27 protein-coding genes and 4 pseudogenes are annotated in these 24,111 nt (G+C 41.9%); 12 read left to right on the forward strand and 19 right to left on the reverse strand.

Annotated features, from left to right (window positions below; genetic code table 11):
* The first annotated feature begins 23 nt into the window (after nt 1–23).
* A pseudogene (locus V3224_RS21160) lies at nt 24–550 on the forward strand (lipocalin family protein).
* Between the two features lie 5 nt (nt 551–555).
* Here the strand turns inward: V3224_RS21160 and pilV are convergent.
* The 8 genes and pseudogenes from pilV to V3224_RS21205 all read right to left on the reverse strand — a co-directional run bounded on the left by pilV (nt 556) and on the right by V3224_RS21205 (nt 8,170).
* Nucleotides 556–1,817: pseudogene (gene pilV / locus V3224_RS21170) on the reverse strand (shufflon system plasmid conjugative transfer pilus tip adhesin PilV).
* A 946-nt stretch (nt 1,818–2,763) separates the two neighbouring features.
* Nucleotides 2,764–3,636, reverse strand: coding sequence for an IS982 family transposase (locus V3224_RS21175; protein WP_334467716.1), 873 nt, complete (start codon nt 3,634–3,636; stop codon nt 2,764–2,766).
* A 111-nt stretch (nt 3,637–3,747) separates the two neighbouring features.
* Nucleotides 3,748–5,202, reverse strand: a complete 1,455-nt coding sequence (locus tag V3224_RS21180) for a VapE domain-containing protein (RefSeq protein WP_334472770.1) — start codon at nt 5,200–5,202, stop codon at nt 3,748–3,750.
* Between the two features lie 176 nt (nt 5,203–5,378).
* Nucleotides 5,379–6,200 (reverse strand): DUF6387 family protein, encoded by an 822-nt coding sequence (locus V3224_RS21185; protein ID WP_334472533.1) that lies wholly within the window; start codon nt 6,198–6,200, stop codon nt 5,379–5,381.
* A gap of 9 nt (nt 6,201–6,209) precedes the next feature.
* A complete protein-coding gene (locus V3224_RS21190) occupies nt 6,210–6,419 on the reverse strand; it encodes a hypothetical protein (protein WP_334472534.1) in 210 nt (69 codons plus the stop codon).
* Between the two features lie 85 nt (nt 6,420–6,504).
* The gene (locus V3224_RS21195) at nt 6,505–7,407 is read right to left on the reverse strand and encodes an Rpn family recombination-promoting nuclease/putative transposase (protein WP_334472535.1); all 903 of its coding nucleotides are present in this window, start codon (nt 7,405–7,407) and stop codon (nt 6,505–6,507) included.
* A 308-nt stretch (nt 7,408–7,715) separates the two neighbouring features.
* Complete coding sequence (locus V3224_RS21200) at nt 7,716–7,991, reverse strand: helix-turn-helix transcriptional regulator (protein WP_334472536.1); 276 nt, start codon at nt 7,989–7,991, stop codon at nt 7,716–7,718.
* On the reverse strand, nt 7,988–8,170 hold the full coding sequence (locus tag V3224_RS21205; RefSeq protein WP_334472537.1) for a hypothetical protein: 183 nt from the start codon (nt 8,168–8,170) through the stop codon (nt 7,988–7,990). The genes V3224_RS21200 and V3224_RS21205 overlap by 4 nt, the downstream gene beginning before the upstream one ends.
* A 471-nt stretch (nt 8,171–8,641) precedes the next feature.
* On the opposite strand from V3224_RS21205, the gene V3224_RS21210 reads away from it, so the two are divergent.
* The 4 genes and pseudogenes from V3224_RS21210 (at nt 8,642) to V3224_RS21225 (ending at nt 11,183) form a co-directional block, all read left to right on the forward strand.
* Nucleotides 8,642–9,388, forward strand: a complete 747-nt coding sequence (locus V3224_RS21210; RefSeq protein WP_334472538.1) for a replication initiation protein — start codon at nt 8,642–8,644, stop codon at nt 9,386–9,388.
* 11 nt (nt 9,389–9,399) lie between these two features.
* Nucleotides 9,400–9,561 (forward strand): hypothetical protein, encoded by a 162-nt coding sequence (locus tag V3224_RS21215; protein ID WP_334472539.1) that lies wholly within the window; start codon nt 9,400–9,402, stop codon nt 9,559–9,561.
* A 944-nt stretch (nt 9,562–10,505) separates the two neighbouring features.
* Entirely contained in the window at nt 10,506–10,784 is a 279-nt protein-coding gene (locus tag V3224_RS21220; RefSeq protein WP_334472540.1) for a type II toxin-antitoxin system TacA family antitoxin, read from the forward strand.
* Nucleotides 10,781–11,183, forward strand: a pseudogene (locus tag V3224_RS21225) (GNAT family N-acetyltransferase). Before V3224_RS21220 ends, V3224_RS21225 begins: the two are co-directional and overlap by 4 nt.
* Nucleotides 11,184–11,309: 126 nt before the next feature.
* Here the strand turns inward: V3224_RS21225 and V3224_RS21230 are convergent.
* The 5 genes from V3224_RS21230 to istA all read right to left on the reverse strand — a co-directional run bounded on the left by V3224_RS21230 (nt 11,310) and on the right by istA (nt 14,751).
* Nucleotides 11,310–11,834: a prepilin peptidase gene (locus V3224_RS21230; RefSeq protein WP_334472541.1), complete on the reverse strand. Its 525-nt coding sequence runs from the start codon at nt 11,832–11,834 to the stop codon at nt 11,310–11,312.
* The gene (locus tag V3224_RS21235; RefSeq protein WP_334472771.1) at nt 11,834–12,256 is read right to left on the reverse strand and encodes a lytic transglycosylase domain-containing protein; all 423 of its coding nucleotides are present in this window, start codon (nt 12,254–12,256) and stop codon (nt 11,834–11,836) included. Before V3224_RS21235 ends, V3224_RS21230 begins: the two co-directional genes overlap by 1 nt.
* Nucleotides 12,257–12,361: 105 nt before the next feature.
* Entirely contained in the window at nt 12,362–12,832 is a 471-nt protein-coding gene (locus V3224_RS21240) for a type 4 pilus major pilin (protein WP_334472542.1), read from the reverse strand.
* A 127-nt stretch (nt 12,833–12,959) separates the two neighbouring features.
* A complete protein-coding gene (istB, locus tag V3224_RS21245) occupies nt 12,960–13,721 on the reverse strand; it encodes an IS21-like element helper ATPase IstB (RefSeq protein ID WP_334470228.1) in 762 nt (253 codons plus the stop codon).
* Nucleotides 13,708–14,751, reverse strand: a complete 1,044-nt coding sequence (gene istA, locus V3224_RS21250) for an IS21 family transposase (RefSeq protein WP_334472543.1) — start codon at nt 14,749–14,751, stop codon at nt 13,708–13,710. The genes istB and istA overlap by 14 nt, the downstream gene beginning before the upstream one ends.
* A gap of 281 nt (nt 14,752–15,032) precedes the next feature.
* Between istA and V3224_RS21255 the strand changes: the two genes are divergently transcribed.
* Nucleotides 15,033–15,905, forward strand: a complete 873-nt coding sequence (locus V3224_RS21255; RefSeq protein WP_334467716.1) for an IS982 family transposase — start codon at nt 15,033–15,035, stop codon at nt 15,903–15,905.
* A 47-nt stretch (nt 15,906–15,952) separates the two neighbouring features.
* Here the strand turns inward: V3224_RS21255 and V3224_RS21260 are convergent, their stop codons facing one another.
* From V3224_RS21260 to V3224_RS21275, 4 genes are all read right to left on the reverse strand, one after another.
* Nucleotides 15,953–16,348 (reverse strand): type II secretion system F family protein, encoded by a 396-nt coding sequence (locus V3224_RS21260; protein WP_334472544.1) that lies wholly within the window; start codon nt 16,346–16,348, stop codon nt 15,953–15,955.
* Between the two features lie 64 nt (nt 16,349–16,412).
* Nucleotides 16,413–16,730 carry a hypothetical protein gene (locus V3224_RS21265; RefSeq protein ID WP_334472545.1) on the reverse strand — a complete coding sequence of 106 codons (318 nt, stop codon included), beginning with the start codon at nt 16,728–16,730 and terminating at the stop codon, nt 16,413–16,415.
* An 11-nt stretch (nt 16,731–16,741) separates the two neighbouring features.
* Nucleotides 16,742–17,047 (reverse strand): hypothetical protein, encoded by a 306-nt coding sequence (locus V3224_RS21270; RefSeq protein WP_334472546.1) that lies wholly within the window; start codon nt 17,045–17,047, stop codon nt 16,742–16,744.
* 2 nt (nt 17,048–17,049) lie between these two features.
* On the reverse strand, nt 17,050–17,184 hold the full coding sequence (locus V3224_RS21275; protein ID WP_334472547.1) for a hypothetical protein: 135 nt from the start codon (nt 17,182–17,184) through the stop codon (nt 17,050–17,052).
* 94 nt (nt 17,185–17,278) lie between these two features.
* Here V3224_RS21275 and V3224_RS21280 point away from each other — a divergent pair, with 94 nt between their 5' ends.
* Together V3224_RS21280 and V3224_RS21285 are read left to right on the forward strand one after the other, a co-directional pair.
* Entirely contained in the window at nt 17,279–17,530 is a 252-nt protein-coding gene (locus V3224_RS21280; protein WP_334472548.1) for a type II toxin-antitoxin system Phd/YefM family antitoxin, read from the forward strand.
* Nucleotides 17,527–17,814, forward strand: coding sequence for a type II toxin-antitoxin system RelE family toxin (locus tag V3224_RS21285; protein WP_334472549.1), 288 nt, complete (start codon nt 17,527–17,529; stop codon nt 17,812–17,814). The genes V3224_RS21280 and V3224_RS21285 overlap by 4 nt, the downstream gene beginning before the upstream one ends.
* A 194-nt stretch (nt 17,815–18,008) precedes the next feature.
* On the opposite strand, the gene V3224_RS21290 is transcribed toward V3224_RS21285, so the two are convergent.
* Nucleotides 18,009–19,202, reverse strand: a complete 1,194-nt coding sequence (locus V3224_RS21290; RefSeq protein ID WP_334472550.1) for a retroviral-like aspartic protease family protein — start codon at nt 19,200–19,202, stop codon at nt 18,009–18,011.
* A 728-nt stretch (nt 19,203–19,930) separates the two neighbouring features.
* A complete protein-coding gene (locus V3224_RS21295; protein ID WP_334472551.1) occupies nt 19,931–20,968 on the reverse strand; it encodes an IS91 family transposase in 1,038 nt (345 codons plus the stop codon).
* A gap of 86 nt (nt 20,969–21,054) precedes the next feature.
* Between V3224_RS21295 and trbI the strand changes: the two genes are divergently transcribed.
* The 4 genes and pseudogenes from trbI (at nt 21,055) to trbC (ending at nt 24,065) form a co-directional block, all read left to right on the forward strand.
* Nucleotides 21,055–21,345: a type-F conjugative transfer system protein TrbI gene (gene trbI, locus V3224_RS21300; protein ID WP_334472552.1), complete on the forward strand. Its 291-nt coding sequence runs from the start codon at nt 21,055–21,057 to the stop codon at nt 21,343–21,345.
* Nucleotides 21,342–21,964 (forward strand): annotated as a pseudogene (gene traW, locus V3224_RS30240) (type-F conjugative transfer system protein TraW). The gene trbI and the pseudogene traW overlap by 4 nt, the downstream one beginning before the upstream one ends.
* Entirely contained in the window at nt 21,961–22,932 is a 972-nt protein-coding gene (gene traU, locus V3224_RS21315; protein ID WP_334472555.1) for a conjugal transfer pilus assembly protein TraU, read from the forward strand. The pseudogene traW and the gene traU overlap by 4 nt, the downstream one beginning before the upstream one ends.
* 482 nt (nt 22,933–23,414) lie before the next feature.
* On the forward strand, nt 23,415–24,065 hold the full coding sequence (trbC, locus tag V3224_RS21320) for a type-F conjugative transfer system pilin assembly protein TrbC (RefSeq protein WP_334472556.1): 651 nt from the start codon (nt 23,415–23,417) through the stop codon (nt 24,063–24,065).
* The last annotated feature ends 46 nt before the right edge of the window (nt 24,066–24,111 follow it).

The following is a 24,111-nucleotide window of genomic DNA, read 5'->3' on the forward strand; positions in this document are numbered from 1 at the left end:
AATGGTTATAAGGTTGACGTGATATGAAATTATGGAGAAGCCTGTATTTACTAATATCTTCTTTGCTATCTCTCTCTTGTAGTATGTCTGCGCCAAAGGGTGTAAAGGCTGTAGAAAATTTCGATTTAAACCAATATCTCGGGCTCTGGTATGAAATTGCCCGATTAGACAATCGTTTTATGCGTGGGCTAGAACGGGTTACCGCCAATTACATGCTTAATCCCGACGGAAGTGTGAAAGTCATTAATCGGGGATTTTTACCCGAGCTGCATCAATGGCGAAAAAGTATTGGTAAAGCAAAATTTGTAGGTTTACCGAAAAAGGGGTCACTGAAAGTTTCCTTTTCTGGCCGTTCTATGGGGGTTACCATGTGATAGCGCTCCATCCAGAATATCGTTATGCCCTGGTGGCAGGGCCGAGTCGAAACTATCTTTGGCTGCTTTCACGCACACCTAGACTGGAGACTGCGGAAACGGAGTCTTTGCTAAATCTTGCCAGAGAACTTAATTTCCCCGTCGATAAATTGATATGGGTGAATCAGGGTAAGTAGATTTTTTAATTAATACAAATCGCTTCACATTGGAAGTGCACAAAATTTTGCGGGCTACCTGATAAAATCCAGTTTTTATGCCCATCTAATGCCAAATGACAGGCTATGGTATTCCAATTTTTGCCAGGTAGCTTAAATCCAGCAATCGCACAGAACTCGTGTGAGCCAATATTTTTAGTGGCAGAATTGGTTTCATGATAGGAAATGGGGCCAAATCCAGTCGTTTTTGTCCATCTGCCGGTTTGACAGGAAAGGAGTGCACCTTTAGCATCCCGACTCACTAATCCATTGGATGGACAGGATGAACCTTCAACGACGACTTTATCGAGGTGTAAAAAATCCCCCGTTGATAAGCGGCCATCTGCGCGTACTGTGCCACCTTTTATTTGACCGCTAGTGTAATACCTTTGTTGTTGACAGCGCGTATCCATTCGTCATCGTCCATGTAGAAGCCGCCGCCGTGCGATTCATTTAACCAGCCTTTCCCGTGCTGCGTTATCAACCAGCCGCCTTGACTTTTGATATTGCCACCTGCATTGATTTCTTCCGAATAATGCCCATTTTTAGCATTAACAGTATTAGTGTTATTGAGATCGTTACCGCCCATATCGATATGGGTGTGCATACGGTTTAACTCAGGCTTATGCTTAACCTGAAAGCGATACAGCCTGTCGCTTTCCTGTAATACACCACCCAAGATTTCCGATGATAGCGCAATGGCAATATGTCCATATCGACAATCGAGGCCAAAATCCTTTGGCTGGCTTGTCCAGCCACCGTAAACCGCGATAGCGATATTTTTTTCGTTAACATAACCACCCATGCCGTTTATCAGCTCAGCAATCCGTCGCATGCCTTTCTCAGACAAGGTATCACCCTGTACGCTACAGGTGAGTGCCTGTAATGCTGGCTGGCTTTTGGCGCTGTTTTTTACGACACCGGTCACATACTGCTGACCTAAACCATTTTTATCCGCGAACCCTTTTTGCAAATATCCCGTATTTATTAGTATGGAAGGAATAATACGGTAAGGTAGTGGTTTATTGAGTAATTCATCATGATGGTCAGCAATATATTGCTTTGCGGCTTCATTAAACTGGCTGACATGACGTGCCGCGACGACCCACTCCTGCTCATCCAGATATTCGCTGTATTTCTCCGCACCTAATAAAGCAGCCATCGCCACAATCACCAGCACGCCTAATACCTCGAGCGAGACAAATCCACGATGGATATCGTTTTTTTTTAGTTTCTTTTTTTCTGACATGAAGATTCCTCGATTAAATTAATCGTTTTAAAAGTGGACTTAAAGGAGATAGGAAGGCGGCAACACTTAATTTGCTAAAATCGAATGCTATTTGACATAATGACGCTTACCCGCATTACGCTAAGGCTGTTCACTGAGAATGTCTTCCCAAGGGTGCGAAAGTGCACTTCTTCCCCTGCGAAAGTAGTCTATCTTTATGTTGCTTATTTGTTACAAAAACCGCGATTCTCATTTGAGTGCATTCTCAGTGCGAAAGTGGTGTTTTAGTAACTTTCTCACTCTTTATGGTTGTGCTTTCGCTATGACGTGAAGGTATGATCAGAATCACCCCTCCATTCTGGTGCAAATCACCCATACTACTTTCCCGTAAGATCAACTGCTGTCCGCCAAAGAAAAAAACTTACTTTCTCACCTTCTGATACTCCCTTTCTTACTGAGCTAAATATTTAACTCAATGCTCAGTTATGTAGTGGTGTCCCACCCAAAAACCCTCTACCTTTACCCAGAGTAATTAATTGCATAGAAAATATACTGCAATAGCTTATTATGCATACAATTGTACGCTTTATAACCAATTAAATTTCTCCCAGTACTTCTTGGCTATTTAGGATGGGACGGGTGGGACTATTAATATAAGAATATGATTATAAAAGTTTTTTTAATGAAATGAGGTAGGGACATTGGGTGGGACAAGGTCGGGACGGGTGGGACAGCAAATATATGGTGTCCCAGGGGGTGGCCCAAGCTGTCCCGACCTTGTCCCACCCTAATTAGCTTTGTGTTTGTTATCAAAATATTGCTTTCTCAATGTTAAATTTTAAAATATCCATGTTTTCTTTCTCCATCAATGCGTCTTCTTTCTTTCTGATAACTAAATCTATGCATGATTGCCTTCAATCTTTCAGCATGACGATTATTAACCTGAGTTCGGGATAAGCATTATCAATTATACTTGAAGATACGTACCTGCAACAGGTATCTTTGGTTTAGATGGCATTAAACAATATGCAACCAGTCCGCCTAATAAATTCACTACAAAGTTAGCCGGAGAGCGATGTCGCGTATGCTCTATTTGACAAAGATTTTTTAACTCATCAAATACCGTTTCAATGACAGAACGATGACGCAAGATGGCTTTGTCGAAACAAGTCTGTTTAATAGGCTTCATTTTCTTCTTGATATTCGTTATAAGGCTAATTCCCATCGTTTTGAGTTGCTGTTTCAGTGAAGCCGATAAATACCCTTTATCTGCGTACAAACAACCAGAAAGATCCTTTGTCAGCTCAGGCAATGGTTTCCGATCATCGGTGTTTCCTGGTGTGAGTCGAAAACTGAGTATTTCCCCCAAATGATTGATAATTACATGAAGCTTGAAACCAAAGAACCAACCTGTTGAATTTTTTCCCCGTTCAGCTATCCCATTGAAGACTTTATGTCTGCGGATCCGTAAGTTATCACACACCGCTATCGGAGTAGAATCGGCAACCGATAGCCCCGTGCATTTTCCCTTAATTGACTCAAACAGTGCCGTTAACGCTAAGGCACTACGCGGAAGTAACTCTACACAGCGTGAATAGGATGGCAAGTTAGGAAATTCCTTCCGGAGATATAAGCGGACATAATAGAGATAAAATACCTTGAATTGCCTGAATCGGAGTTGATGAAACAACACAACCAGTGTCATCATTTCCGCCAACGAAAGCTGAGTAGACCGTCTACGACGCTTAGTACCGTTAGTCAGCAAATATTCATGCATTTTTGGCTCGAAGTCTTTGCAAAAATCATCCATCAGGCAATAAAGTTCAGTAAGATTTTCCATAATTGTTTAACAATGCTCTACTCTTTAACCAGACTGTTAGAGTATTTTAACAAAACAGGCTCATTCAACTATTTGAATATCAAGACTTTCTCTTTATTTCTTATCCCGAACTCAGGTATTATTAGTACTCCCAACAATCAACCCAAGCCTACTAAACAGAGATTCGGTAGACACGAATTGCATCTCTTTCTTGGTTCCAATCTCAAGGTATTGGTACAAATCATCTTCCCATGAGTCTTGCACGCGATACTGTTCATGCTCCTTCTTGGCTAGCTGCTCTGCTTTCTGCCACATAATGCTGTGTTCTTTGAACAACACGAGAGCCTCAGCCCAAAGTTGATCTCTATCATTCTCAATAGCTTCAAAGTCAACTTTGCCAACATGAAGCGGTAGATACCGACGATTTCCCGTAGAGTCAGTGAGAATTTCTTGCTTGTTGGTTGTCCCGATGAACAGTAGTCTTCTCGGATTGGTCGTAGCGAACTCTTTGTACTTGGGTATCCACTTATCGGTTGTCGCAGAGATGAAGGCTTTTGTTGACTCGCTGTCTCTACCGCTTAAACCTCTCAACTCCTCCCACTCAGCAATCACGCAGCCTCTGATTTTTCTAGCCAGGTCTTCGTCATTCTTGGTTAGGTCAACCTTAGTGAAAGCATCAGGAAACGGGCACATTTTTTCGATGCCTGTAGATTTACCTACGCCTTGTTCACCGTATAGCAGTGGAACCATATCAGCCTTGATACCCGCTTGAACCATACGCCCAGCGAGAGCCGTCCATGTATATTGACTGACTGCCTCAACGTATTCTGAATGACCGCTTGCCAAGAAATACTTGCTAAAGAATTTTTTCACTCTTGGCTTGCCATCCCAAGTAAGCGAGTTAATCCAATCGATACCGCTATCAAAACTGTTTTCTTCACAAATCAAGCTAACGGCGCTTCGGGTATCATCTTTTGGTGTTTTTTCAACGTCCAATTCCTCAAGACGCAAACGGAAGGTTGAAACAATATTGTCATTAATTTCAACCCACGAATCGTTAATCAAAATCATTTCTGCTGACCGGAATGTATCGTACCCAAAATTAAAGCCTGTTATTTCTGCACACGAGCTTACTAGATAGATGTTTCTGAACGTGTTTTGGTATTTTCCTGTTTTTTCGTTAATCTCTAAATCACAAGGAAATTCAGTGACGGGTGATTTTTTCTCTTTAGCTAATGGTCTACCTGATTTGTTTAACGGAGATCTAAGGTTTGCATTAAACTCTTTCTCTAGAGCGTCAATACCTTCAGCTTGAAAGTAATCATTCCAATCACATTGGTAATCGGTTTTTGGTAGAGAAAATTTTCCACCGACTGCTCTAGCTGCTCTTTCTGCTGCTTCCTTGCCGACATTACCTTCATAGCTGATATCATTGTCGCCAGCGATGTAAATCTCTGCATTAGGGTATTTTTGACGAAACTCCTCTGCTACTGACAATAGGTTGCCAGCGTCTACCGCTGCTACAACATATCCATCCGCTACCATATCAACGGTCAATGCAGTTGCGTAGCCTTCCGTTATGATGATGGTATCAACATAACCATTAAGCTCATTATAGCCATATAGATTGGGGGGTAAAAAAGATGGTTAGCATTCTTCTCCACATCATGGTTATTCCGACATGTAGAAGATTGTCTATATTTTTGTAGAGGTGTGAAATATAAGGAAAAACGCTATTTTTTTAGTGGAATTATTTTCTGATTTTATTTCTCTAGAATTTCTTTCTTAAATTTTTTCATAGAAAAAAATGACAAGATTTTATCTAAAAAAGGTTCTATCGTTTGGGCTATGTTATTGGATCCGTATTCGCCTTCCGGATAAAGTGTTACTGCTAACACTTCGTTTTTAATTCTATTGCCAGTAATATCTGACCATATCCATAAATCAATTAAGGGTATTGCTTTATATTTAATTAATTTAGCTTTAACTACATCCCATGATTGAATGACGATATTTTTATTTGGATCTTCTATGTTAAGTGTTTTTCTCCAAGAACTGAGAAAATAAAGCAACTCTTGTAGAAGATCTTCATCAGGATGATTGACGTTTATTTTTAAATAAACATCACCATGAATACAGTTATTTTCACTTAAAAAATATCGCCCGATGCTACTTAATGTGTTTGGATCAAAATTACCGATTCTATTTTTTAATGAATGTGATCTTGTTTTTATTAAGTTGGGGCGCTTAAGAACAAGATCTTCTCTTAAGAAAGCATGAATAAACATGGAATTTTCTAGAGAGCTTCTTTGCCACCTAGTGCTTCTCTCATAAAAGTGAAAATCTTCTTCATCAAATACCTCTTTATCATCAAAAATATCTACGAAGTATTTACTGTTTGTAACAATACCTTGAAATAACTCTTCAGCTATTTTTTCATTTAAATTATCTGGCGATTCCATAAACATTATAGAAAAACGCAAAAGTAATTGATTATAAAAATCCACATCATTTAAGTTATCAAAATCATTATAATTATCTATAGAAAAAGATTTTGGTAAATCATTCTTATATCTAATAAGCATTCTGCTTTCTCAACTTTTAAGTGTATCTAACTCTTCATCAGACAACCCAGTAGCAATCTTTATCAGATTGCGCTCTGCGCCATTGGCTAGCAGTTGTTGAGCAATTTTAGTAGAAGCATCCTTCTGGCCTAACTGGTAGCCTTTTTGTTCGCCATCTTGCTGGCCTAGCTGGTAACCTTCTTGCTTGCCTTTTTCGCGTAACTGCTCTGCAATTGTCATAAAATCCTCCCGATAGCTTGGCGCGTTTTCTGCGAGTTTACGAATAAACGCATCACCGTCTAGAGAAATAAAATGATTTATTGAATTATATTTTATCTAGATCACTATCTGAAAGCCCAGTATAGCGTTTGATATTTGCACGCTCTACACCATCAGATAGAAGCTGTTTGGCAATTTTATGCGAGGCGTTTTTCTCACCATCCTTCTGGCCTAACTGATAGCCTTCTTGCTTGCCTTTTTCGCGTAACTGCTCTGCAATTGTCATAAAATCCTCCCGATAAGTCGGTGCGTGTTCTGCAAGTTTACGAATAAACACATCGCCATCTGCTGTATTTCCCGCTAATAATAGATACTGTATCAAAGTATTACACTGTTCTTTGGAAAATTGCCATGTTTCCAACAAACTAGCGATTTCTACTGCTAATTCTAGCATATCACGGGTGCGAATGTGCTTTTGGACGATCTCCATCAGCGCCACTTTCCGATGGCTTAAAATTTCCTCGTCTTCTATCACAGTCAGATCAACAAGTGGGAATGCCTGAGCGTACACAGATTCAGCGAGTTTACGGTCGCTAAAACAGTCCAACCAATGTGTGGTATAGGGATAGGGTGACTTAGTGCCGTGGTAGAACAGAAGCGGGATCACCACGGGCAACTGCTTGTTTCCTTGCTCCAAATGGCGTTGCATAGCGGTTACGGCGTAACGCATCAAACGGAAGGCCATCATTGGTTCAGAGCGGCTCTGGTGCTCAACTAAACAATAGATCAACCCTTCCCCATGTACTGTTTTAAGTGAGTAAAGCATATCGCTACAGTGAGGCCGTAAATCGTCTTCGATAAAGGAGCCTGAGCACATGGTTAACGTGGTTAAGTCACATTGTTGGCGTAGATGTTCCGGCAAATGGATAGCTAAAAAATCCCGTGCAACGGATAAATCCCCGAGGAACTTCTTAAAAAATCCGTCATGGTGCGAAAGTTGTGAAGTCATCAATACTCCTTACCTTTTCACCATGATAGAGTTAATCATCGAGTCAATCAATCTGGCTGGTGATAAAGGATATAAAAAAACCAGCAAGGAAGAAGCTGGTTTGAAATTTTCCCTGGTGCTAGCATGAGGTGGAGGAAATTTTATAATTTTAAATTTGAAGCATTACGTATTGAGTGATTAGTATTGAACAATTAGAAAATTCATACATGGGGGAAAATCCCCGTAGTTAATTTCTTTTTCTTCAACGCCAAAAAGACCAGCACAACAGCACTGGTCATGATTTTTGCCATTGATAAATGGGAGTGAATTTATTGTTTTTTCACTGAACAGCCAGATAAAGCAAGAAACGATAAGCGAACCTGAAATATTGAAAGCATATCGTTTAGTGAATAAAGATCATATCTTGCTTTGATGTCTTCAAGTGAATGTTCCACAGTTCTATATGCAACATTCCTAGCAGATGCGATCTCTTTCTTTGATAGCCCAAGAGAGAATAACATTGCTGTCTCAAGTTGCTCTTTAGTGGTCAGTTCAGGAAATACATTGCTGAATTGTTCTACGTGCTTCACGTCGAAGGTTCTCATGCCGCGTCCTCCATCACTGGCTTACGTCCAGCCCAGATAAGGCGACTATCGTTAAACAGTGCGTGGAAGGTGCGGCAATCTTGATGGGTAAATGACACTTTGCCGTAAGGCGCTGTCGAGTGTTTAGGAAAAATCCAGTAAGTATCAATGAATTTAGAGCAAGGTTGAATGGTAGCCATAATTGCGGCCTCTTGTACAGGTTGTGAAACCTCACCAAGCCGCTCTTAAACGGGGTGGCGAGACGTAACAGGATTAAGAGACCGGCGTACAAGAAACCGGCGAGCTTTTGGCTCCCCCGCTACGCCTCGCCATAATGTGCAGACGCAACTTCGGTTTACGACGGACATAAAAAAACCGCATTAATAAGCGGTAGTCCGCTTGTACATTCAGGCTCTTAACCCTGATTGCCCATTAGTGGCAACGGATGGAATATAACGCGTTATCGCGCTGATTTCAACGGAGATGACATTATGAAGAGATTTGAGTAAAGTATGTGCAGAAAAAGCAAAGCCCTAAAAACCATATGAATTCTTGGCAGAACGTCATGATTATTTAGGGCTGTACCGTCTAACTGGCGTGAAGCTAAATCACGGGAGAATAATATCACATGTCTAGCCTAAAACAACAGATCTGCCATAAGTTTGGTGCTCTTGAGTAACCAAGCGCTCGACTACTTCAACCAGAACCTACCGCGCAAGCCTTACTGCACCGATGATTTTTGCTGTGGAGTGCGAATCTTGCCTCAAGCGCAAGCCATCTTAAAGCGCTACATTCAGCATAATCCACCTCACTCAATGGTTGTATTTGCTTACGATCTTGATTACCAAGGTGGCGCTATAGGTTGGGATGAAAGAGGTTGCCCCCCGTTTAATATTAGTGCTATGAGCCGTGATACTGCTACGGCGCACGGATACTACATCGTCAACCCCGGCGTTCGCACTGCACCAGATGGAAGCATGGCTGCATTGAAATACGGTGCAGCGGTACAGCGTGGGATTCGAGTTAAATTGGGTGCTGACCCTAACTATGGGAATCTTCTTTGCAAGAACCCTAATCATGCAGATTGGCAAGTTACACAATGGCGACACAAACCGTACACACTGGATGAGCTTGCCGATTACCTCGATTTAAGCGCTGCGAATGCACCCCTTATTGAGTCAACCTATGGGTTAGGCCGTAACTGCACTATCTTTGAGAAAACGCGCAAGTGGGCGTATAGGGCTATTCGTCGTGGCTGGCCTGCTTTCGCACAGTGGTTTGCTGCGTGCTTTGAGCGTGCAATGGGCTATAACGTCCAGTTCCCCGTTCCCCTTAGTGAGCCAGAGGTGAAAGCGATCGCGAAGAGCATCGCTAAATGGACGCACAAGCGCTTCACTGAGAAAACCTTTGCAGAGTAGCTAGGACGCATATGCAAGAGATACAGGCCATACGGGGTGCTAGAGGCGGCAAGATTAGTCATGGCGGCGGTAGGCCAATTATTGCAACGTCAATTGAGCAGTTGAAGCCTTGGGAGGCGTTAGGTATTAAAAACAAGCCTATATCAGATAACAGCCCGGAGGGGTGGTTTTGACCTTGTTTAGGTAGAACGCTGTAGAGCCAGGCCAGCTCTGGGCTTGATGGGGATTTAAAGAAAAATCAGTTAACGTAGCTCAGTCTGGTACACGAGTTTCGCACCAATAAAAAAACGCTCTATTTTTAAGTTTAATTCAGCATAATATATAAATAGAAAAAATCTCATAAATCAAAAATAACTTATTGTAATTTAAGTAAATTTATACGTCTTAGCAAGTTACAGATTAATTATTGTTCCGAAGCCATTTCTAGAATTTTATATGCCCGTGCGAAACTCGTGTGGTATAGAGATTGCGAACGTAGTGCACTGGTGTGGCGGGTTGACTTGGTGGTTTCGCAGTCCACTGGCCCTGAGAGTTTTCACCTAGGGTTGAGTGCGGCTTTGGTCAGGGTGCGAAAGTTGAGAATTCGCACTCGCAGTGCATTGGTGAGAATGTTCGCTTTTTGCCCTGATTTAACATAATGGTGGTTATCGGTAATTGAATTTTTTAACTCAGGCAAAAATCACCGCGAAAGGCTTAAAAACACGAGTTTCGCACCAATAAAAAAGCGCTCTATTTTTAAGTTTAATTCAGCATAATATATAAATAGAAAAAATCTCATAAATTAAAAATAACTTATTGTAATTTAAGTAAATTTATACGTCTTACCAAGTTACAGATTAATTATTGTTCTGAAGCCATTTCTAGAATTTTATATGCCCGTGCGAAACTCGTGAAAAAGATATGTTTTGTCAGCGAAAAAACGGAATTTCTAGATATAACATTTTGTTAACAAATTGCCTCTATTGCAGTTCACGTGATTTTCATGGTTAAAGCCTTATTTTTGGCACTTTCACTATTCCTCCAGAAAAAATACGGAAATCCAGAGATGACATAAAATCTTGCAGACACACACCCCTTAATGTACAATTTTAAAATGCACAAAAAGGATGGTTTAACTATGCCTCAAATACCTGTTGAAAATAATGATCGTATGTCGTTACGTATAGCATCAGAAGAAAAATCGTTGCTAATACGTGCAGCGGCTTTGCAACACACCAACTTGACTGAGTTTGTACTCCGCAATGTGCTGTCAGTAGCACGGAAGATTATTGATGAAAATGAGCGGTTGAATCTGACCAGAAGAGACAGTTTGCATGTTATGGAACTTTTAGATAATCCTCCGGCACCTAATGAGAAATTGATGGCTGCAGCATTTGCCCTGCCTAAGCAATCATGACACTACCAATCTGGCACGAAGAGCCATGAGGTGTTGAATCAGTTTCTATATCGTCACGCGGGGCAAAAACCTATCTTGCTGTTAACGAACACAATGAAAAAATATTGGGCTACTACGGTCTAAGTCCAAGCTTCCATTGCTTATAAGGATGTCCCTGAGGTGATTAAACGCGGTCTGGCTCAACATGATGTGCCAGTCTTTCGGCTTGGTCGTCTAGCTGTAGACTCTTCAGTTCAGGGGCTCGGGCTAGGCGCTCAGCTATTGCTGGCCGCTGGAAGGAGGTGTTTGTTGGTTGCTACTCAGGTTGGTGGAGTTGCCTTGGTGATTGATGCCAAGTTATCCTTAATACTACCATTTAAAACGATCCATACAGCGCTGAGTGCCGCAGGGAAACTTTAAACTACATGAAATCCCCTATTTTGGGATACAAGTGTATCAATGCTGCGACTGAACACAAAAACGGGGCAAACGGCAGGCGGCGAAAGTTGACATCCTGCTGCCACCGTTTTGGATACCATAATCTTCTTACCAGCAAAAAATCCCCGCCAAAAAGACGGCGCCTATGATGACCCAGAGCACAATAGGCAAGGATAGCCACATCCCCAATCCCGCCATCAGGTAGACATCACCCAAACCAAACTTTGGGTGTCCATCTTGACGATGAGCTAGGGTTCGCCGTCCCCACAGCACACTAAAGAGACTTAACGCGGTGAACAAGGCGAGTATTACCGTCTCATGGTATAACAGAAAACGAAAGCCGACGCCGATTAACCCAAACGCCAGCGTGAAACAGCGAGGTAGACAACGACTCGTCGCATCCAGATAGAAAAATAAAGCCAAAAAAGCGTAAAACATTAATGAAAACAGTGTATGCGTCATAGTGGGGCAACCGAGTGCAGACAAAAAAGACAATAGCGTAAAAACGCCCCCTATCACCGGAAGGAAATTACCGAGGGTTGAAAGGGGTTGCTCCTGATGTTTATCGAGAAAGTGTTTTGCGATGACAACTGCCGCGCACTGCAGCAAAATGCTTAAAAGAAGGAGTGACATCACTGAACGTACCTTTGGTAAATCAATTTTGCATAGCGTAGACGTTTGTGTTGGCTTCGTGGATGAAAGCCGGCATTGTATGAGCCAAGACAATTCCAGTTAACCCCACATCTTTTAAGATGTTGCGCCAGTATCCACGCGCCAATTTTCACGTTAAGACAAGGTTTGCTGAGCAAATCCTGATAATCTGTGATGATGCCCAGCTTTTTAAGATTTGGGATATGCACCGAATTCACCTGCATCAGCCCGTAATCCACACTTAACACCCGACCTTGCTTGTTGCGATTGTGATTGATGGCATTTGCAGACAGGCTGCTTTCCTGCTGGGCAATCACCTTGAGCAGTTTTGGGTTGATTTGATATAACGGGCCGGCCTCATTGAAACAAAACGCCTGTACCGCTGTAGTTAAAACAAAGACCATCAGAAAAAACAGTGTTTTCACAATATCTACTCCCTGAATGCAGAAAAAGTAACCCCCACCCTTTCTGCATTAAAAGGCGTTTAAAATTTAAAAGGGAAGAATAAATCAATTATTCGATTTAAAAACGAGAGTATTGACGCCGTTTGAGCCATTGTCGGGTTTACACTGCGTGGAGGCTTTCTCTGCGGTCACCACGCCAACATTGTTGCTGCCAGAGATAGAGACCTCATTCAACAGTGTGCTGCTACTGAGTTTTGTTGCCATCACGCTACACGCTTCTTGTGGCACATTCTTGTAGGTGATTGAGAATCCTTTATTGTTCTGTGAACCTTGCACCTTCTCAGGCGCAACAATAACCTCACCGCCCCAGCCGTTCGTCATTTTGGCATCCCCTTTTGATTTCTCCCCGTTAATCGTCATCCCAGAGGGAACGCCACCAAACTGAATTAATGTTCCTGTCATTTTAGCACCACCGGTAAAGGCATATTCCCCTTTGGTTTTTAACATCCCGCGCGTCTGGGTCGCTAATGACTGCACATTGGCAATTTCGTCATTTAACGTGCTTTTGTTAAACATCTTGGATACCGCGCCGACCGCAAGGACAATAATCACTGCTAGTACCGCCAGTCCTCCTAAATGTCAACGATCACCGAAAACTGATCCACTTTTTAGCTAAATCCGATCAATCAAAATTGATCCACTTTTACTCAGTCATTGCTCCTGAGCGCCGCTTATCTTTCAATCGATAGCTTTCACCGCTTAATTGCAGTACATGCGAATGATGAAGTAAACGATCAAGCATAGCGGCAGTTAATGTTGTGTCATCAGCAAAAGCATTTGGCCATTGCCCAAATGATAAGTTACTCGTCAATATGACACTGCCATGCTCATAACGCTTGGCAATCACATTGAAAAACAGGTTTGCTTCTTCTCGCCCAAACGGCAGGTATCCAATCTCATCGATAATCAACAATTTCGGGGCCATCACCGAACGTGATAGATATTGTTTGAGCTTATTTTGTCGTTTGGCAGTTGAGAGTTGCAACATCAGTTCAGCTGCCGTGGTAAAGCGGGTTTTCTTCTTGGCCTGTACTGCTTTTAATCCTAACCCAATAGCTAAATGCGTTTTGCCTACACCGCTTGGGCCAAGCAACACGACATTTTCATTACGTTCAATAAACGTTAATGCGCTTAATTCCTGTATGTGTTGTTTGGGGATCCCCGTTGCAAACTTAAAATCGAACGTATTAAGTTCTTTATGTGCTGGGAATCCTGCCATCCGACTCAAAAGATTACGGGTTCGTTCATCTCGTTGTTGTTGCTCACATTTTAATAGGGACAGTAAAAACTCTCCGTAGCTTTTGTCTTGGGCAATGCATTGTTCGGCAAGTGATGACCAATGAGTCGGAATAGAATTTAATTTCAATGACTCACACAGGTGTTCAATTTGTTCATGCAATAACATGTTCACCTCCCAGCAATGCTTCGTATACGCTGATTGAGTGTTGCAAACTGACAGATTCAAGGGGCGGTACGATACGGATATTAAGCGTATCAGTCTGCGGGATAGATTGGCAAATCCTTGTTGGCAAAGGAAGAAGATACTTAATTTCCTTAGCTAATCTATCTGCTGGCTTCTCTAACGTTGTTCCATGAATCCGCTGATGAGCGACTCGTTGTAACCAGGGCCCCACTTTTGCATTGGCTATCTCCATGTCCAGTTCAAGATTATGAGCACGAAGGTCGGTATTTAATGGTACGATAAAGCTGTTTTTTAAGTAGTGGTTAAAGCGCTCTACTTTACCTTTTGTTTTTGCCCTGTAGGGCTTACAAGCACTCAATTTAAATCCGTAATCTTTCGACATCTGAAGCATTTCGACATTTAATTTATGTTCACCTTCTGCATAAGCATCCCGTTCGATGATGAGAGCTTTTGCGTTATCACACCATACTTCCTGTGGTACACCACCAAAATAGTCGAAAGCGTCTTTTAAACCTTGTTGCCAGGATTCTGCTCGCTCATTATCAAAGAATTTTACATAACTCGCACGCGAGTAGCCGAGCGTTGCAACAAACGCTTTTAGGGGTTGTTTTCCTCGCCGGATGGTGGTGAAGTCGATTTGCATTTGTTGACCTGGCTGTGTTTCAAAACGGACGACAGCTTCGGGAACGATGCTTGGTTTAAATTGACAAACAAATCGGCGTAATTGAGCAATACCGCCTTGATAACCTCTTTCAACTACCTCATCAAATAAGACTGTTGCAGGGATCCAATCAGGTTTAGCCAATTCAATTCGCTGAAGCAAATAAGGTTTAAAGGGTGCCAGTTTACTCGGTTGTTGACTTCTTTTAGCATAAGTTGGCATTATTCCCTGCTGTTGTAAATGATGTTTTACGGTGTTACGGGAAATGCCCAATTCACGGGCAATTTTTCGAAGGCTTTGTCCTTGTGCAACGCGAACATGAATATCCACAAATATCTCCTTGGTTAACATAAATTACCCGTACAAAAATGTACGAATAATACCAAGTGGATCAGTTTTAGATGATCGTTAGTGGATCAGTTTTGCATGATCGGTGACACTAAAATCTCCAACGTCACAAAACCGCGATGAATATTTCTTTTGTTGTTCATAATTTCCTCAAAATAGTAAAAATAACCTGAGTTCGGGATAAGAAATAAAGAGAAAGTCTTGATATTCAAATAGTTGAATGAGCCTGTTTTGTTAAAATACTCTAACAGTCTGGTTAAAGAGTAGAGCATTGTTAAACAATTATGGAAAATCTTACTGAACTTTATTGCCTGATGGATGATTTTTGCAAAGACTTCGAGCCAAAAATGCATGAATATTTGCTGACTAACGGTACTAAGCGTCGTAGACGGTCTACTCAGCTTTCGTTGGCGGAAATGATGACACTGGTTGTGTTGTTTCATCAACTCCGATTCAGGCAATTCAAGGTATTTTATCTCTATTATGTCCGCTTATATCTCCGGAAGGAATTTCCTAACTTGCCATCCTATTCACGCTGTGTAGAGTTACTTCCGCGTAGTGCCTTAGCGTTAACGGCACTGTTTGAGTCAATTAAGGGAAAATGCACGGGGCTATCGGTTGCCGATTCTACTCCGATAGCGGTGTGTGATAACTTACGGATCCGCAGACATAAAGTCTTCAATGGGATAGCTGAACGGGGAAAAAATTCAACAGGTTGGTTCTTTGGTTTCAAGCTTCATGTAATTATCAATCATTTGGGGGAAATACTCAGTTTTCGACTCACACCAGGAAACACCGATGATCGGAAACCATTGCCTGAGCTGACAAAGGATCTTTCTGGTTGTTTGTACGCAGATAAAGGGTATTTATCGGCTTCACTGAAACAGCAACTCAAAACGATGGGAATTAGCCTTATAACGAATATCAAGAAGAAAATGAAGCCTATTAAACAGACTTGTTTCGACAAAGCCATCTTGCGTCATCGTTCTGTCATTGAAACGGTATTTGATGAGTTAAAAAATCTTTGTCAAATAGAGCATACGCGACATCGCTCTCCGGCTAACTTTGTAGTGAATTTATTAGGCGGACTGGTTGCATATTGTTTAATGCCATCTAAACCAAAGATACCTGTTGCAGGTACGTATCTTCAAGTATAATTGATAATGCTTATCCCGAACTCAGGTTAAAAATAGAATTGATATTGTTAATGCATCTGATTAACCACCGTGCTCAGGTCATTGCTGGCAAAAACCATCAGCGCCATAAACCCAAACACCATTAAAAAGCAGAGGGCGGTGAGCAAAAGGGCGGTTTTCTTCACTTGCGCTATCGTCTGGAGAAGCCATCTTTGCGCATAATGCTCAAGGCTATCCTCAGCACCCACGCCTTCGGTAAGTAGCAGCATCTGGTTAACGCAGTCACGAGAGGGGAAGTTGTAGCCGGTGTTTTTTAATGCTAATCCAAGGTGGGCACCTTGGCGCATCCGATTAATGGTTTCCTGAATGCGTCTTTCTAGCCAGGGGTTTGCGGTTTCAGCGAGCATACTGACTGCTTGTATCACCGGAATATTCATCTTTAACAGTGCGGTGATGTTCAGCAAAAAGTAAACCCCGTGAATTGACCGATAAATTGACCAGGGGGGGATGTTCTCGGCCACCTTTCGGTTAACCCAATTCCCCATTGACCAAGATGACAAGCCATAGCACAGCGAGCCCCACAATTAGCAGCAGCCACTTAAAATCCACGACAAACTCAGAAAGTAACGTCAGATAATTTAACGCGCCCGTCCACTTTTCTCTGGGTACGAGACCGGCTAGCTTCGGGATGAACTTTTCACAGACCAGGTGCATCATCAGCCCAATTAGCCCCAGCAAAAAAAGCGGGTAAGTTAACGCGCCAAGCAAGGCGGTAACCATCCTTTTTTTTCCTGTGACTATCTCACCCGCACGCCGCAACGCCGCTGACAGATTACCTGATAACATGCCAGAGCTAATTAAGGTTGCCTCCGAGACGGTAGCCAATCCAGCAACACCAGTTCAAATGCCCCCTGCCCCTCATCCAGCGCCGACAGGCAATCGGTCAACAGCACCGCAAAGGGATGATGCTTGCGGCCAAAATCGGTGACCACGCTTCGCATATCGATAAAAGCCTGTTGCAACGATTTGTTGTTATCCAGCAAAAAGGCCAGCTGGTCATAAAAAGCGATGCGGTCTTTAGCCGAAAATGTTTTTTGGTAAATCCAGCGAATCACTGTTTTGAGGTGAGGTTGGATGCCAGCAAAAGGTAAAGAAGAAAACATACTTAATCCCCAAACTTTTTATCAATATTGATGCGTTGGAGTGCCTCCCCAATACCTACCGGTTGGCTTGTTAATGCCCGATTGTGGCCGGTTTTAAGAAACTGCAATAAAGGTTCAAATTCTTCTTCATTTAACATTATTTATCTCCTGAAATGCATTTAAAAAAGACTTGTTAATAAGTTTTTTGGTGTTAAAATAAAACCTATAAATAGGTTTCTTAGTGAGGTTTTTATGCCAACGACTATTCTTAGTACAACAACAGCAAGCATTACGGAATTGAAAACAAACCCTATGGCAACAGTCAATTCAGGAGATGGGTATCCGGTTGCAATTTTGAATCGTAATCAACCTGCATTTTACTGCATTCCTGCCGAGCTATATGAACAAATGTTAGAGTTTATCGATGACCAGGAGTTAGCAAACCTGGTCAAAGAGCGTGCAGAGCAGACATTACATGATGTCAATCTGGACCGTTATGTATGATCTACAAAGTTAAATTCAGAACTGATGCACTTAAAGAATGGAACAGTCTTGATCGTTCCATTCAACAGCAATTCGCCAGGAAACTGAAGAAATGCGCTGAAAATCCGCATATTCCAGCAGCCAGGCTGAGAGAAATGCAAAATTGCTACAAGATTAAACTTAGATCATCTGGCTTCAGACTTGTTTATCAAGTCTTTAAGGATGAGTTAATCATTGCAGTTGTTGCTGTTGGAAAACGTGAGCATAGTGAAGTTTATAAACTCGCCAGCAAACGACTGAGTTGACATCCTCCTCTCTTGTAATGAAGGAAACATTATTTTTTCTCATACTGAGAACATTCTCGAAAACACAATAAATGCCCTATGTGAATGGTATGGTTTGAGCTTAACCGCCTCCCTAAAGCGGGAGGAGGATATCAATAACCCGTGATATTCCTGAACAGGAAAAAGCGCAGAAGGGTGCTATTGGTGTTTTAAAATTAAATAACAATATTTTGCTTGACTCCCTGACGTTCAATAATCAAATTTAGTTTTCCTTTGGGTGTTAATGATATAATTTTACGGAGTTTGTCAATTTCTGGTGGTGCATAATTTATGCCGTTGATGCTTTTAATGGTATCGCCATTTTTAAGATTATATTTCTCAAGTTTTATATCTTCATTATAGAAAACCTCTATGCGCTCATCATAATACCTGATTGCAATATTTCTAACGGGATATTGATTGTCTTTATACAATGAATTGGTGTCATAACAAAAAAGCATTTTACTTGGCATAAACGCATAGCGACTAAAGCGGGATAAAAAATTCATACCCAGAAGGTATTGATTGTTATTATTTCCAGTTATTCTTATTTCGCCAAGGGGATGATTGTTAAATCTTAAGCCTTTGAGTATATAATCTTGATTTTTAATAAGGCCGGTTGCCTCCATTGCAGCAACATTATGTTTGATAGGTGTGATCTCACCCTTTTGTTGTTTGTAGTATTCAAGAAAATCGTACCCAAGATCACTCCCATTGTTTCCGGTATCAACTCTTATCTTTATGTAATCATTATTTCCATAATCTAGATAAAAGTAGGGTGATTCTCCATAAGCATCTTGATATGCTATGCAGTATGAATAAGTTGATATTGGCGGTGATTTTCTAAGTAGGGTTAATTGTCCTTTTTTATTATCAACTTGCCAATTAAATTTTCTAAAGGTATCAATCCCTATAATACCATCTATTTTTGCTCCGGATGCTTGAGTAAAAAGAGTTAAATCTTTTGCAATCCAGATTTCATTATCACTAATTTCTTCTTTACCAATAAACATACTCACTGGCTTAATAAATTTAAGATTTTTTATGTCGATTTTATCGTGAATCGTTTTAAAGTTTGAAAAAATTTTTTTATGGAATGGATGCAAGGACGAGTATGGAACTTCCTGTGTTATTTCTTTAGCTATTTTTTCGTCGATAATGGTAATACTCGCACCCGTATCAACTAAAAAATGATATAACTTATTATTGATGGTGACAGGAATAATTAAACTGCTATAAAATTTTTCATTTAAAATATCATTAGCACCCTCATTTGATTTCTCTGGTTTTTTAACCACGCATCCAGACAAAGATGAAGTTAAAAGAGTTATAGAAATGACAGCTAATGCTGTCTTTGCATATATATTCATTATTTACGTACTCATACAATGATAAAAAAATCATAATATAGGTAAATGATTATGTGTGTAAATTATTGAGGCAGTAACGTATAACTATCTTAATCAATCGGACAGATAAAATGCGCGGCCAGTGGGTCAACCTCTCCCGCATGGATGTAGTGCAACACGTGCTGATTGCGAGTAATGCCGCCTAACGTTCATGTATAAGAAATTAATACCAGAAAAGGTTACTAATTAACCTATGCCCTGATGAACCCATTTTTATTTTTTCTAAGTTTTGCCAGAATTATTTTTGAAGGTTGAGATAAAAAACAGAATAAAGGGTTAAGGAACGATTAATTATTAATCAGTTTTGAACAAAAGATAAATCTACCCTATAGTGAGTTTTTATTGCCACCGCAAACGTGCCAATTCATCGTGACGAGCCATAAGCTCTTTAAGCTTCAATCCAAAATTCATTCCTGCGAAGGGTAATTCTTTCCCGCATAAGAGACAAGCCAGAGGATCGACTTTAAAGACATGTCGATACATGTTTCGAAAGGTGATTTTTTTAGCGGATTTTTTATCCTCACGAGTTTCGCACAGGCGTATAAAATACTAGAAATGGCTTAAAATCGATGATTAATCTTCAAGTTACTAAAACACATAAATTTTATTAAATTACAATAAGTTGCTTTTGATTTATAAGATTCTGTCTATTTATATATTATGCTGGATTAAACTTAAAGATAGAGCGTTTATTTATTGGTGCGAAACTCGTGATCCTGCTGGATTAACGGATAAACAACCTCTGTTAACATTTTTCGCATTGGGGCTGATGGACTTAAAAAACCGTAATAGCGGATTATGTGAAACCATTTTTGAGGTACATGAGACTCAAACCGGGTAATCAATTCGTCGGATGTTATGACCTCATCTTCCTGTTTTTTTGTGCGGTGACTCTTATAGCGTAACGTGATGTTATCTTCACCGGCATAATGTTTTAAACGACTAAGCGAGACAGGGGCTTTCTTTAGATAAAATCTGAGATAAAGGGTGACATGGGTGATATTGGAAAGGATATTAGAGAGATTGATATTCCAGCCACGTTTGTAGTGAGTGTTAAGTAGGCGATTCCAAGAAAATTTGCTTCGCCCTTCACATTTAAGCTCATCAGGAATCGTCAGGGTGTAATAATGTTTTCTCAACGATTCGGTTATCCGATGTTGCCACATAGTCATGACGTTTTCGCGATAAAAGCTCATATCTCGCCAGGTGTTATTTTTAGTGACCCCGCCGGCTGTGGTTGAAAGATGAATATGTGGATGCCATTTTTGGTCACGTCCCCAAGTGTGGATGGCAGTGAAAATGCCGGGGGTGATATTGAGATCACGGCAGATAGTTAATACCACATCAGCGGCTAATCGATTCATTTCACCGAGCAGCCACCGATTGGCGCGAATAACAGGCCAATATTCACCAGGCATGGTAAAAGTAATGTGTTGCCAAGGGACTTTAGGTAACCAGGCCAGCGTATTGTTAATCCATTGTAGGCAAGCTTTTACGCCGCAATGAGGGCAGCTTCGGCTTTTGCAGGTAAATTTAACCCACTTCTCATGATTACATTCAGGGTCAGGGCATCGCCAAATTGACCATCCCATAAGCGAAGTGCCGCAAGCCATAATCTTTACCATGGTTTGCATCACAACTGGGCGAACGGTATTAGGCGGTTGACGGTTAAGCCAATTGAGCCAGCGTTGACCAAATTGAAAAACATGACTAAAACGCGGTGACATAAAAGGGACTAAAAGGTTGAGAAAATAGAGTTGAGGTTATATCAGTACTAACGAGCAATGACAAGTCGTCGTCGGAGGCGACCATCTTGATAACGCTGATGCTGATAAAATCTCACTGCCCCAAGATGGTGACGTTTGACATGAAAGGCACGGTAGATACGTTTTTTACCCATGCCAGCCAAAAAAAATTAACCGACGCGCAAAGCCAACAATTGGCGACCCGTTTTACTCAAACGCTGGATAACACGTTACGCGATTATCAACAAAAAAATCAGGTCGTCATTTTGGTGAGTCCCGCAGTGGTGGTCGGCGCACCGGAGGTGACGAAAACCATCCAACGGCAGGTGGCAATAAAAATGCGAGAACACCAACAATGAAAAGGGGACTGTGGGTGGCACTTTTCATTAGCCAGTTGGCCTGTGCTCGGGATTTTGGTGTCACAGGCGAACTCTGGCCAATTGCTGAACGAAATATCCTCACCCTGATTGAAGGACGACTCACGCAATTAATGAATGACGGGTCGTGGGAGAAGGAAATGCGCGCCTTTAAAGCGCGTGTGCGGCATCATGCCCAACACGACCTGAACCCGTTGGTTTAACAGTGGCACAGCATTATAGCGAACGTTTTTTTGACCCCAGCATCCGTTTAAGCGAAGACCTAAAAGATGATAAGGGTCGCGTGTTTGCGCCCAAAGGGAAACTATTTAATCCGCTCAAATTCATCCCGTTTAACCAGACTTTGTATTTTATTGATGGCGATGACCCGAAACAAGTAGCCTGGATGCAGGCGCAACAGCCACAAACGTTGCTGTACAAGATTATTCTGGTGGGCGGCGATGTGGTAAAAACCGCCGACAGCCTCAATCGTCGCGTCTATTTTGACCAACAAGGGGTATTGTCGAGAAAGTTGGGCTTAACGACCGTACCGAGCAAAGTCACGGCGGCAGCCAGTGGTCTACGGTTACGCATTGAAACCTTTCCGGTGAGGGCATCATGAAGCGCGCGCCTTTACTCGGCCTTATTTTTCTTCTCTGGCACGCAAGCACCTGGGCGGATGCAGCCTGTGAGGGTCGCTTTGTCAATCCCATTACCGATATTTGCTGGAAATGTTTGTTCCCGATATCTATTGGTAGCGTCTCGGTGGGCAGTGCGGGCGATGTGCCGGATACCGACAATCCCTCGATGCCGCTGCAAATTTGCCCTGCACCGCCGCCGCTTTTTAAACGCATTGGGTTATCGATTGGCTTTTGGGAGCCGATGGCATTAACGGATGTGACGCGCTCGCCAGGCTGCCTGGTGAATTTAGGTGGCATTAGCGTTAATCTGGGGAAGATCGGGCAAGGCACTTCCGGTCATGGCGATAAAGAAACCACAGGCGCGTTTTATCATGTGCATTGGTATAAATACCCGTTAACCTACTGGTTGAATATTATTACCTCGCTCGGTTGTCTTGAAGCGGGAGACATGGATATTGCTTATCTGTCCGAACTTGACCCGACCTGGGTCGATAGCAGTCTCACCACCATTTTAAACCCCGAAGCGGTGGTGTTTGCCAATGCCATCGCCCAGGGCGCGTGCGCCGCTGATGCGATTGCCAGTGGTTTTCATTTGCCTGTCGAGGCCCTTTTTTGGTGTGCAGGCTCACACGGCTCGATGTACCCCTTTAACGGCTGGATAAGTAACGAAATTAGCCCGTTGCAGGCATCCGTGTTGGTTTCTGAAAAAATGGCGTTCAAATTACACCGCCAGGGCATGATTTTAGAAAGCGTCGGCAAAGACAATGCCGTGTGCCAGCAATATCCCTCCCCCATTTTACCCAAATCTCGCTGGCGTTATCAGATGGTGAATCGCTTTCCGGATACCACGCTGTGTCATCCTATGGGACGCAGCGTAATGCGTTGGGAAGTGGGGCACAACAGTCCGGATAGCAAGAAAAATTTTGGATCACGAGTTTTGCACCAATAAAAAAACGCTCTATTTTTAACCTGAGTTCGGGATAAGCGGTAGTTATGAGAAAATAAAAATAACTTACTTATCAATAAAACCTTTTTAAAATCAATAAAATGAGGAAAAACGGAAAGTTCTTCAGTGATCGCAGGTTAAAAAATAAGCTATTTTCTCTGCTAAAATCATGAAAAAAACTAAGATTAAGCACTACTTTATGTAATTATTTTAAGTTAACTACTTGAATATATAATGAAAAAGTTTATATTCCTTATCCCGAACTCAGGTTATTTTTAAGTTTAATTCAGCATAATATATAAATAGAAAAAATCTCATAAATTAAAAACAACTTATTGTAATTTAAGTAAATTTATACGTCTTAGTAAGTTACAGGTTAATCATTGTTTTGAAGCCATTTCTAGAATTTTATATGCCCGTGCGAAACTCGTGTGGATATCTGTTATGGCGTAAACGTAATTGCGTCTTTTTGTAGGAGTGAATCGATGAAAAAGCGTAAAACGGGTCTCATCGCACTATTAATACTCACCGCTAGCATCCCTGCGTTAAGTCAACCCAAACCGGATGAGACGATAGCCGAGAGTCAGGCGCAGAGACAAACAAAGCAGCAAGTGTATCGAGAATGGTTAGATGAACAAGCCGACTTACAGGCACAGTTAAAAGCCACAGCGAAACGACCGGGTTTTTTACGAGACCGCCCCCTCTCGGCGGACAGCCAGCAATTTATCGACCAGCTTAAAAACGCACAGCAAGCCGTGGCAGGTGAAAAAAACAAAACAGGGGTGCGTTATCTGGTGTCGTTTTCTATTCCGCAAACGGCGCTCATCAACATGTTGCAGGAAGCGAAACGGTTCGCTATTCCCGCTACCATCAGGGGCTTGGTCGATAACAATATGCCTGCCACCGTTCAGGCGGTCAAAAGCCTGGTTGAAGCAGGTCAGGTAGACGGCGTGCAAATCGACCCACAACCGTTTACCGATTATCACATTGATGCCGTACCTGCCCTGGTTGTGCAATGTGAGGCAGGGGTTGATGTGGTACGCGGCAATCTTCATCTGGAGGTGGCCTTGAGTCGCATTGCCAAATGCAGGCGATTGTGCCACCACAGCGAGGAGCCTGTACATAAATTTGTGTAATTGCCTGATTTTGATATGTTCAATCCAGCATCAAATGAAGGTTAAT

The sequence above is a fragment of the Arsenophonus sp. PmNCSU2021_1 genome, from assembly GCF_036919435.1.
Classification (GTDB): domain Bacteria; phylum Pseudomonadota; class Gammaproteobacteria; order Enterobacterales; family Enterobacteriaceae; genus Arsenophonus; species Arsenophonus nilaparvatae.

What these genes read in the sequence shown, in the direction of transcription:
- V3224_RS21175 (WP_334467716.1), bottom strand. Translation starts at nt 3,636, where the DNA reads ATGGAAAATCTTACTGAACTTTATTGCCTGATGGATGATTTTTGCAAA.
- V3224_RS21185 (WP_334472533.1), bottom strand. Translation starts at nt 6,200, where the DNA reads ATGCTTATTAGATATAAGAATGATTTACCAAAATCTTTTTCTATAGAT.
- V3224_RS21190 (WP_334472534.1), bottom strand. Translation starts at nt 6,419, where the DNA reads ATGACAATTGCAGAGCAGTTACGCGAAAAAGGCAAGCAAGAAGGTTAC.
- V3224_RS21195 (WP_334472535.1), bottom strand. Translation starts at nt 7,407, where the DNA reads ATGACTTCACAACTTTCGCACCATGACGGATTTTTTAAGAAGTTCCTC.
- V3224_RS21200 (WP_334472536.1), bottom strand. Translation starts at nt 7,991, where the DNA reads ATGAGAACCTTCGACGTGAAGCACGTAGAACAATTCAGCAATGTATTT.
- V3224_RS21205 (WP_334472537.1), bottom strand. Translation starts at nt 8,170, where the DNA reads ATGGCTACCATTCAACCTTGCTCTAAATTCATTGATACTTACTGGATT.
- V3224_RS21215 (WP_334472539.1), top strand. Translation starts at nt 9,400, where the DNA reads ATGCAAGAGATACAGGCCATACGGGGTGCTAGAGGCGGCAAGATTAGT.
- V3224_RS21220 (WP_334472540.1), top strand. Translation starts at nt 10,506, where the DNA reads ATGCCTCAAATACCTGTTGAAAATAATGATCGTATGTCGTTACGTATA.
- V3224_RS21230 (WP_334472541.1), bottom strand. Translation starts at nt 11,834, where the DNA reads ATGTCACTCCTTCTTTTAAGCATTTTGCTGCAGTGCGCGGCAGTTGTC.
- V3224_RS21235 (WP_334472771.1), bottom strand. Translation starts at nt 12,256, where the DNA reads ATGGTCTTTGTTTTAACTACAGCGGTACAGGCGTTTTGTTTCAATGAG.
- V3224_RS21240 (WP_334472542.1), bottom strand. Translation starts at nt 12,832, where the DNA reads ATGTTTAACAAAAGCACGTTAAATGACGAAATTGCCAATGTGCAGTCA.
- istB (WP_334470228.1), bottom strand. Translation starts at nt 13,721, where the DNA reads ATGTTATTGCATGAACAAATTGAACACCTGTGTGAGTCATTGAAATTA.
- istA (WP_334472543.1), bottom strand. Translation starts at nt 14,751, where the DNA reads ATGTTAACCAAGGAGATATTTGTGGATATTCATGTTCGCGTTGCACAA.
- V3224_RS21255 (WP_334467716.1), top strand. Translation starts at nt 15,033, where the DNA reads ATGGAAAATCTTACTGAACTTTATTGCCTGATGGATGATTTTTGCAAA.
- V3224_RS21265 (WP_334472545.1), bottom strand. Translation starts at nt 16,730, where the DNA reads ATGTTATCAGGTAATCTGTCAGCGGCGTTGCGGCGTGCGGGTGAGATA.
- V3224_RS21270 (WP_334472546.1), bottom strand. Translation starts at nt 17,047, where the DNA reads ATGTTTTCTTCTTTACCTTTTGCTGGCATCCAACCTCACCTCAAAACA.
- V3224_RS21275 (WP_334472547.1), bottom strand. Translation starts at nt 17,184, where the DNA reads ATGTTAAATGAAGAAGAATTTGAACCTTTATTGCAGTTTCTTAAAACC.
- V3224_RS21280 (WP_334472548.1), top strand. Translation starts at nt 17,279, where the DNA reads ATGCCAACGACTATTCTTAGTACAACAACAGCAAGCATTACGGAATTG.
- V3224_RS21285 (WP_334472549.1), top strand. Translation starts at nt 17,527, where the DNA reads ATGATCTACAAAGTTAAATTCAGAACTGATGCACTTAAAGAATGGAAC.
- V3224_RS21290 (WP_334472550.1), bottom strand. Translation starts at nt 19,202, where the DNA reads ATGAATATATATGCAAAGACAGCATTAGCTGTCATTTCTATAACTCTT.
- V3224_RS21295 (WP_334472551.1), bottom strand. Translation starts at nt 20,968, where the DNA reads ATGTCACCGCGTTTTAGTCATGTTTTTCAATTTGGTCAACGCTGGCTC.
- traU (WP_334472555.1), top strand. Translation starts at nt 21,961, where the DNA reads ATGAAGCGCGCGCCTTTACTCGGCCTTATTTTTCTTCTCTGGCACGCA.
- trbC (WP_334472556.1), top strand. Translation starts at nt 23,415, where the DNA reads ATGAAAAAGCGTAAAACGGGTCTCATCGCACTATTAATACTCACCGCT.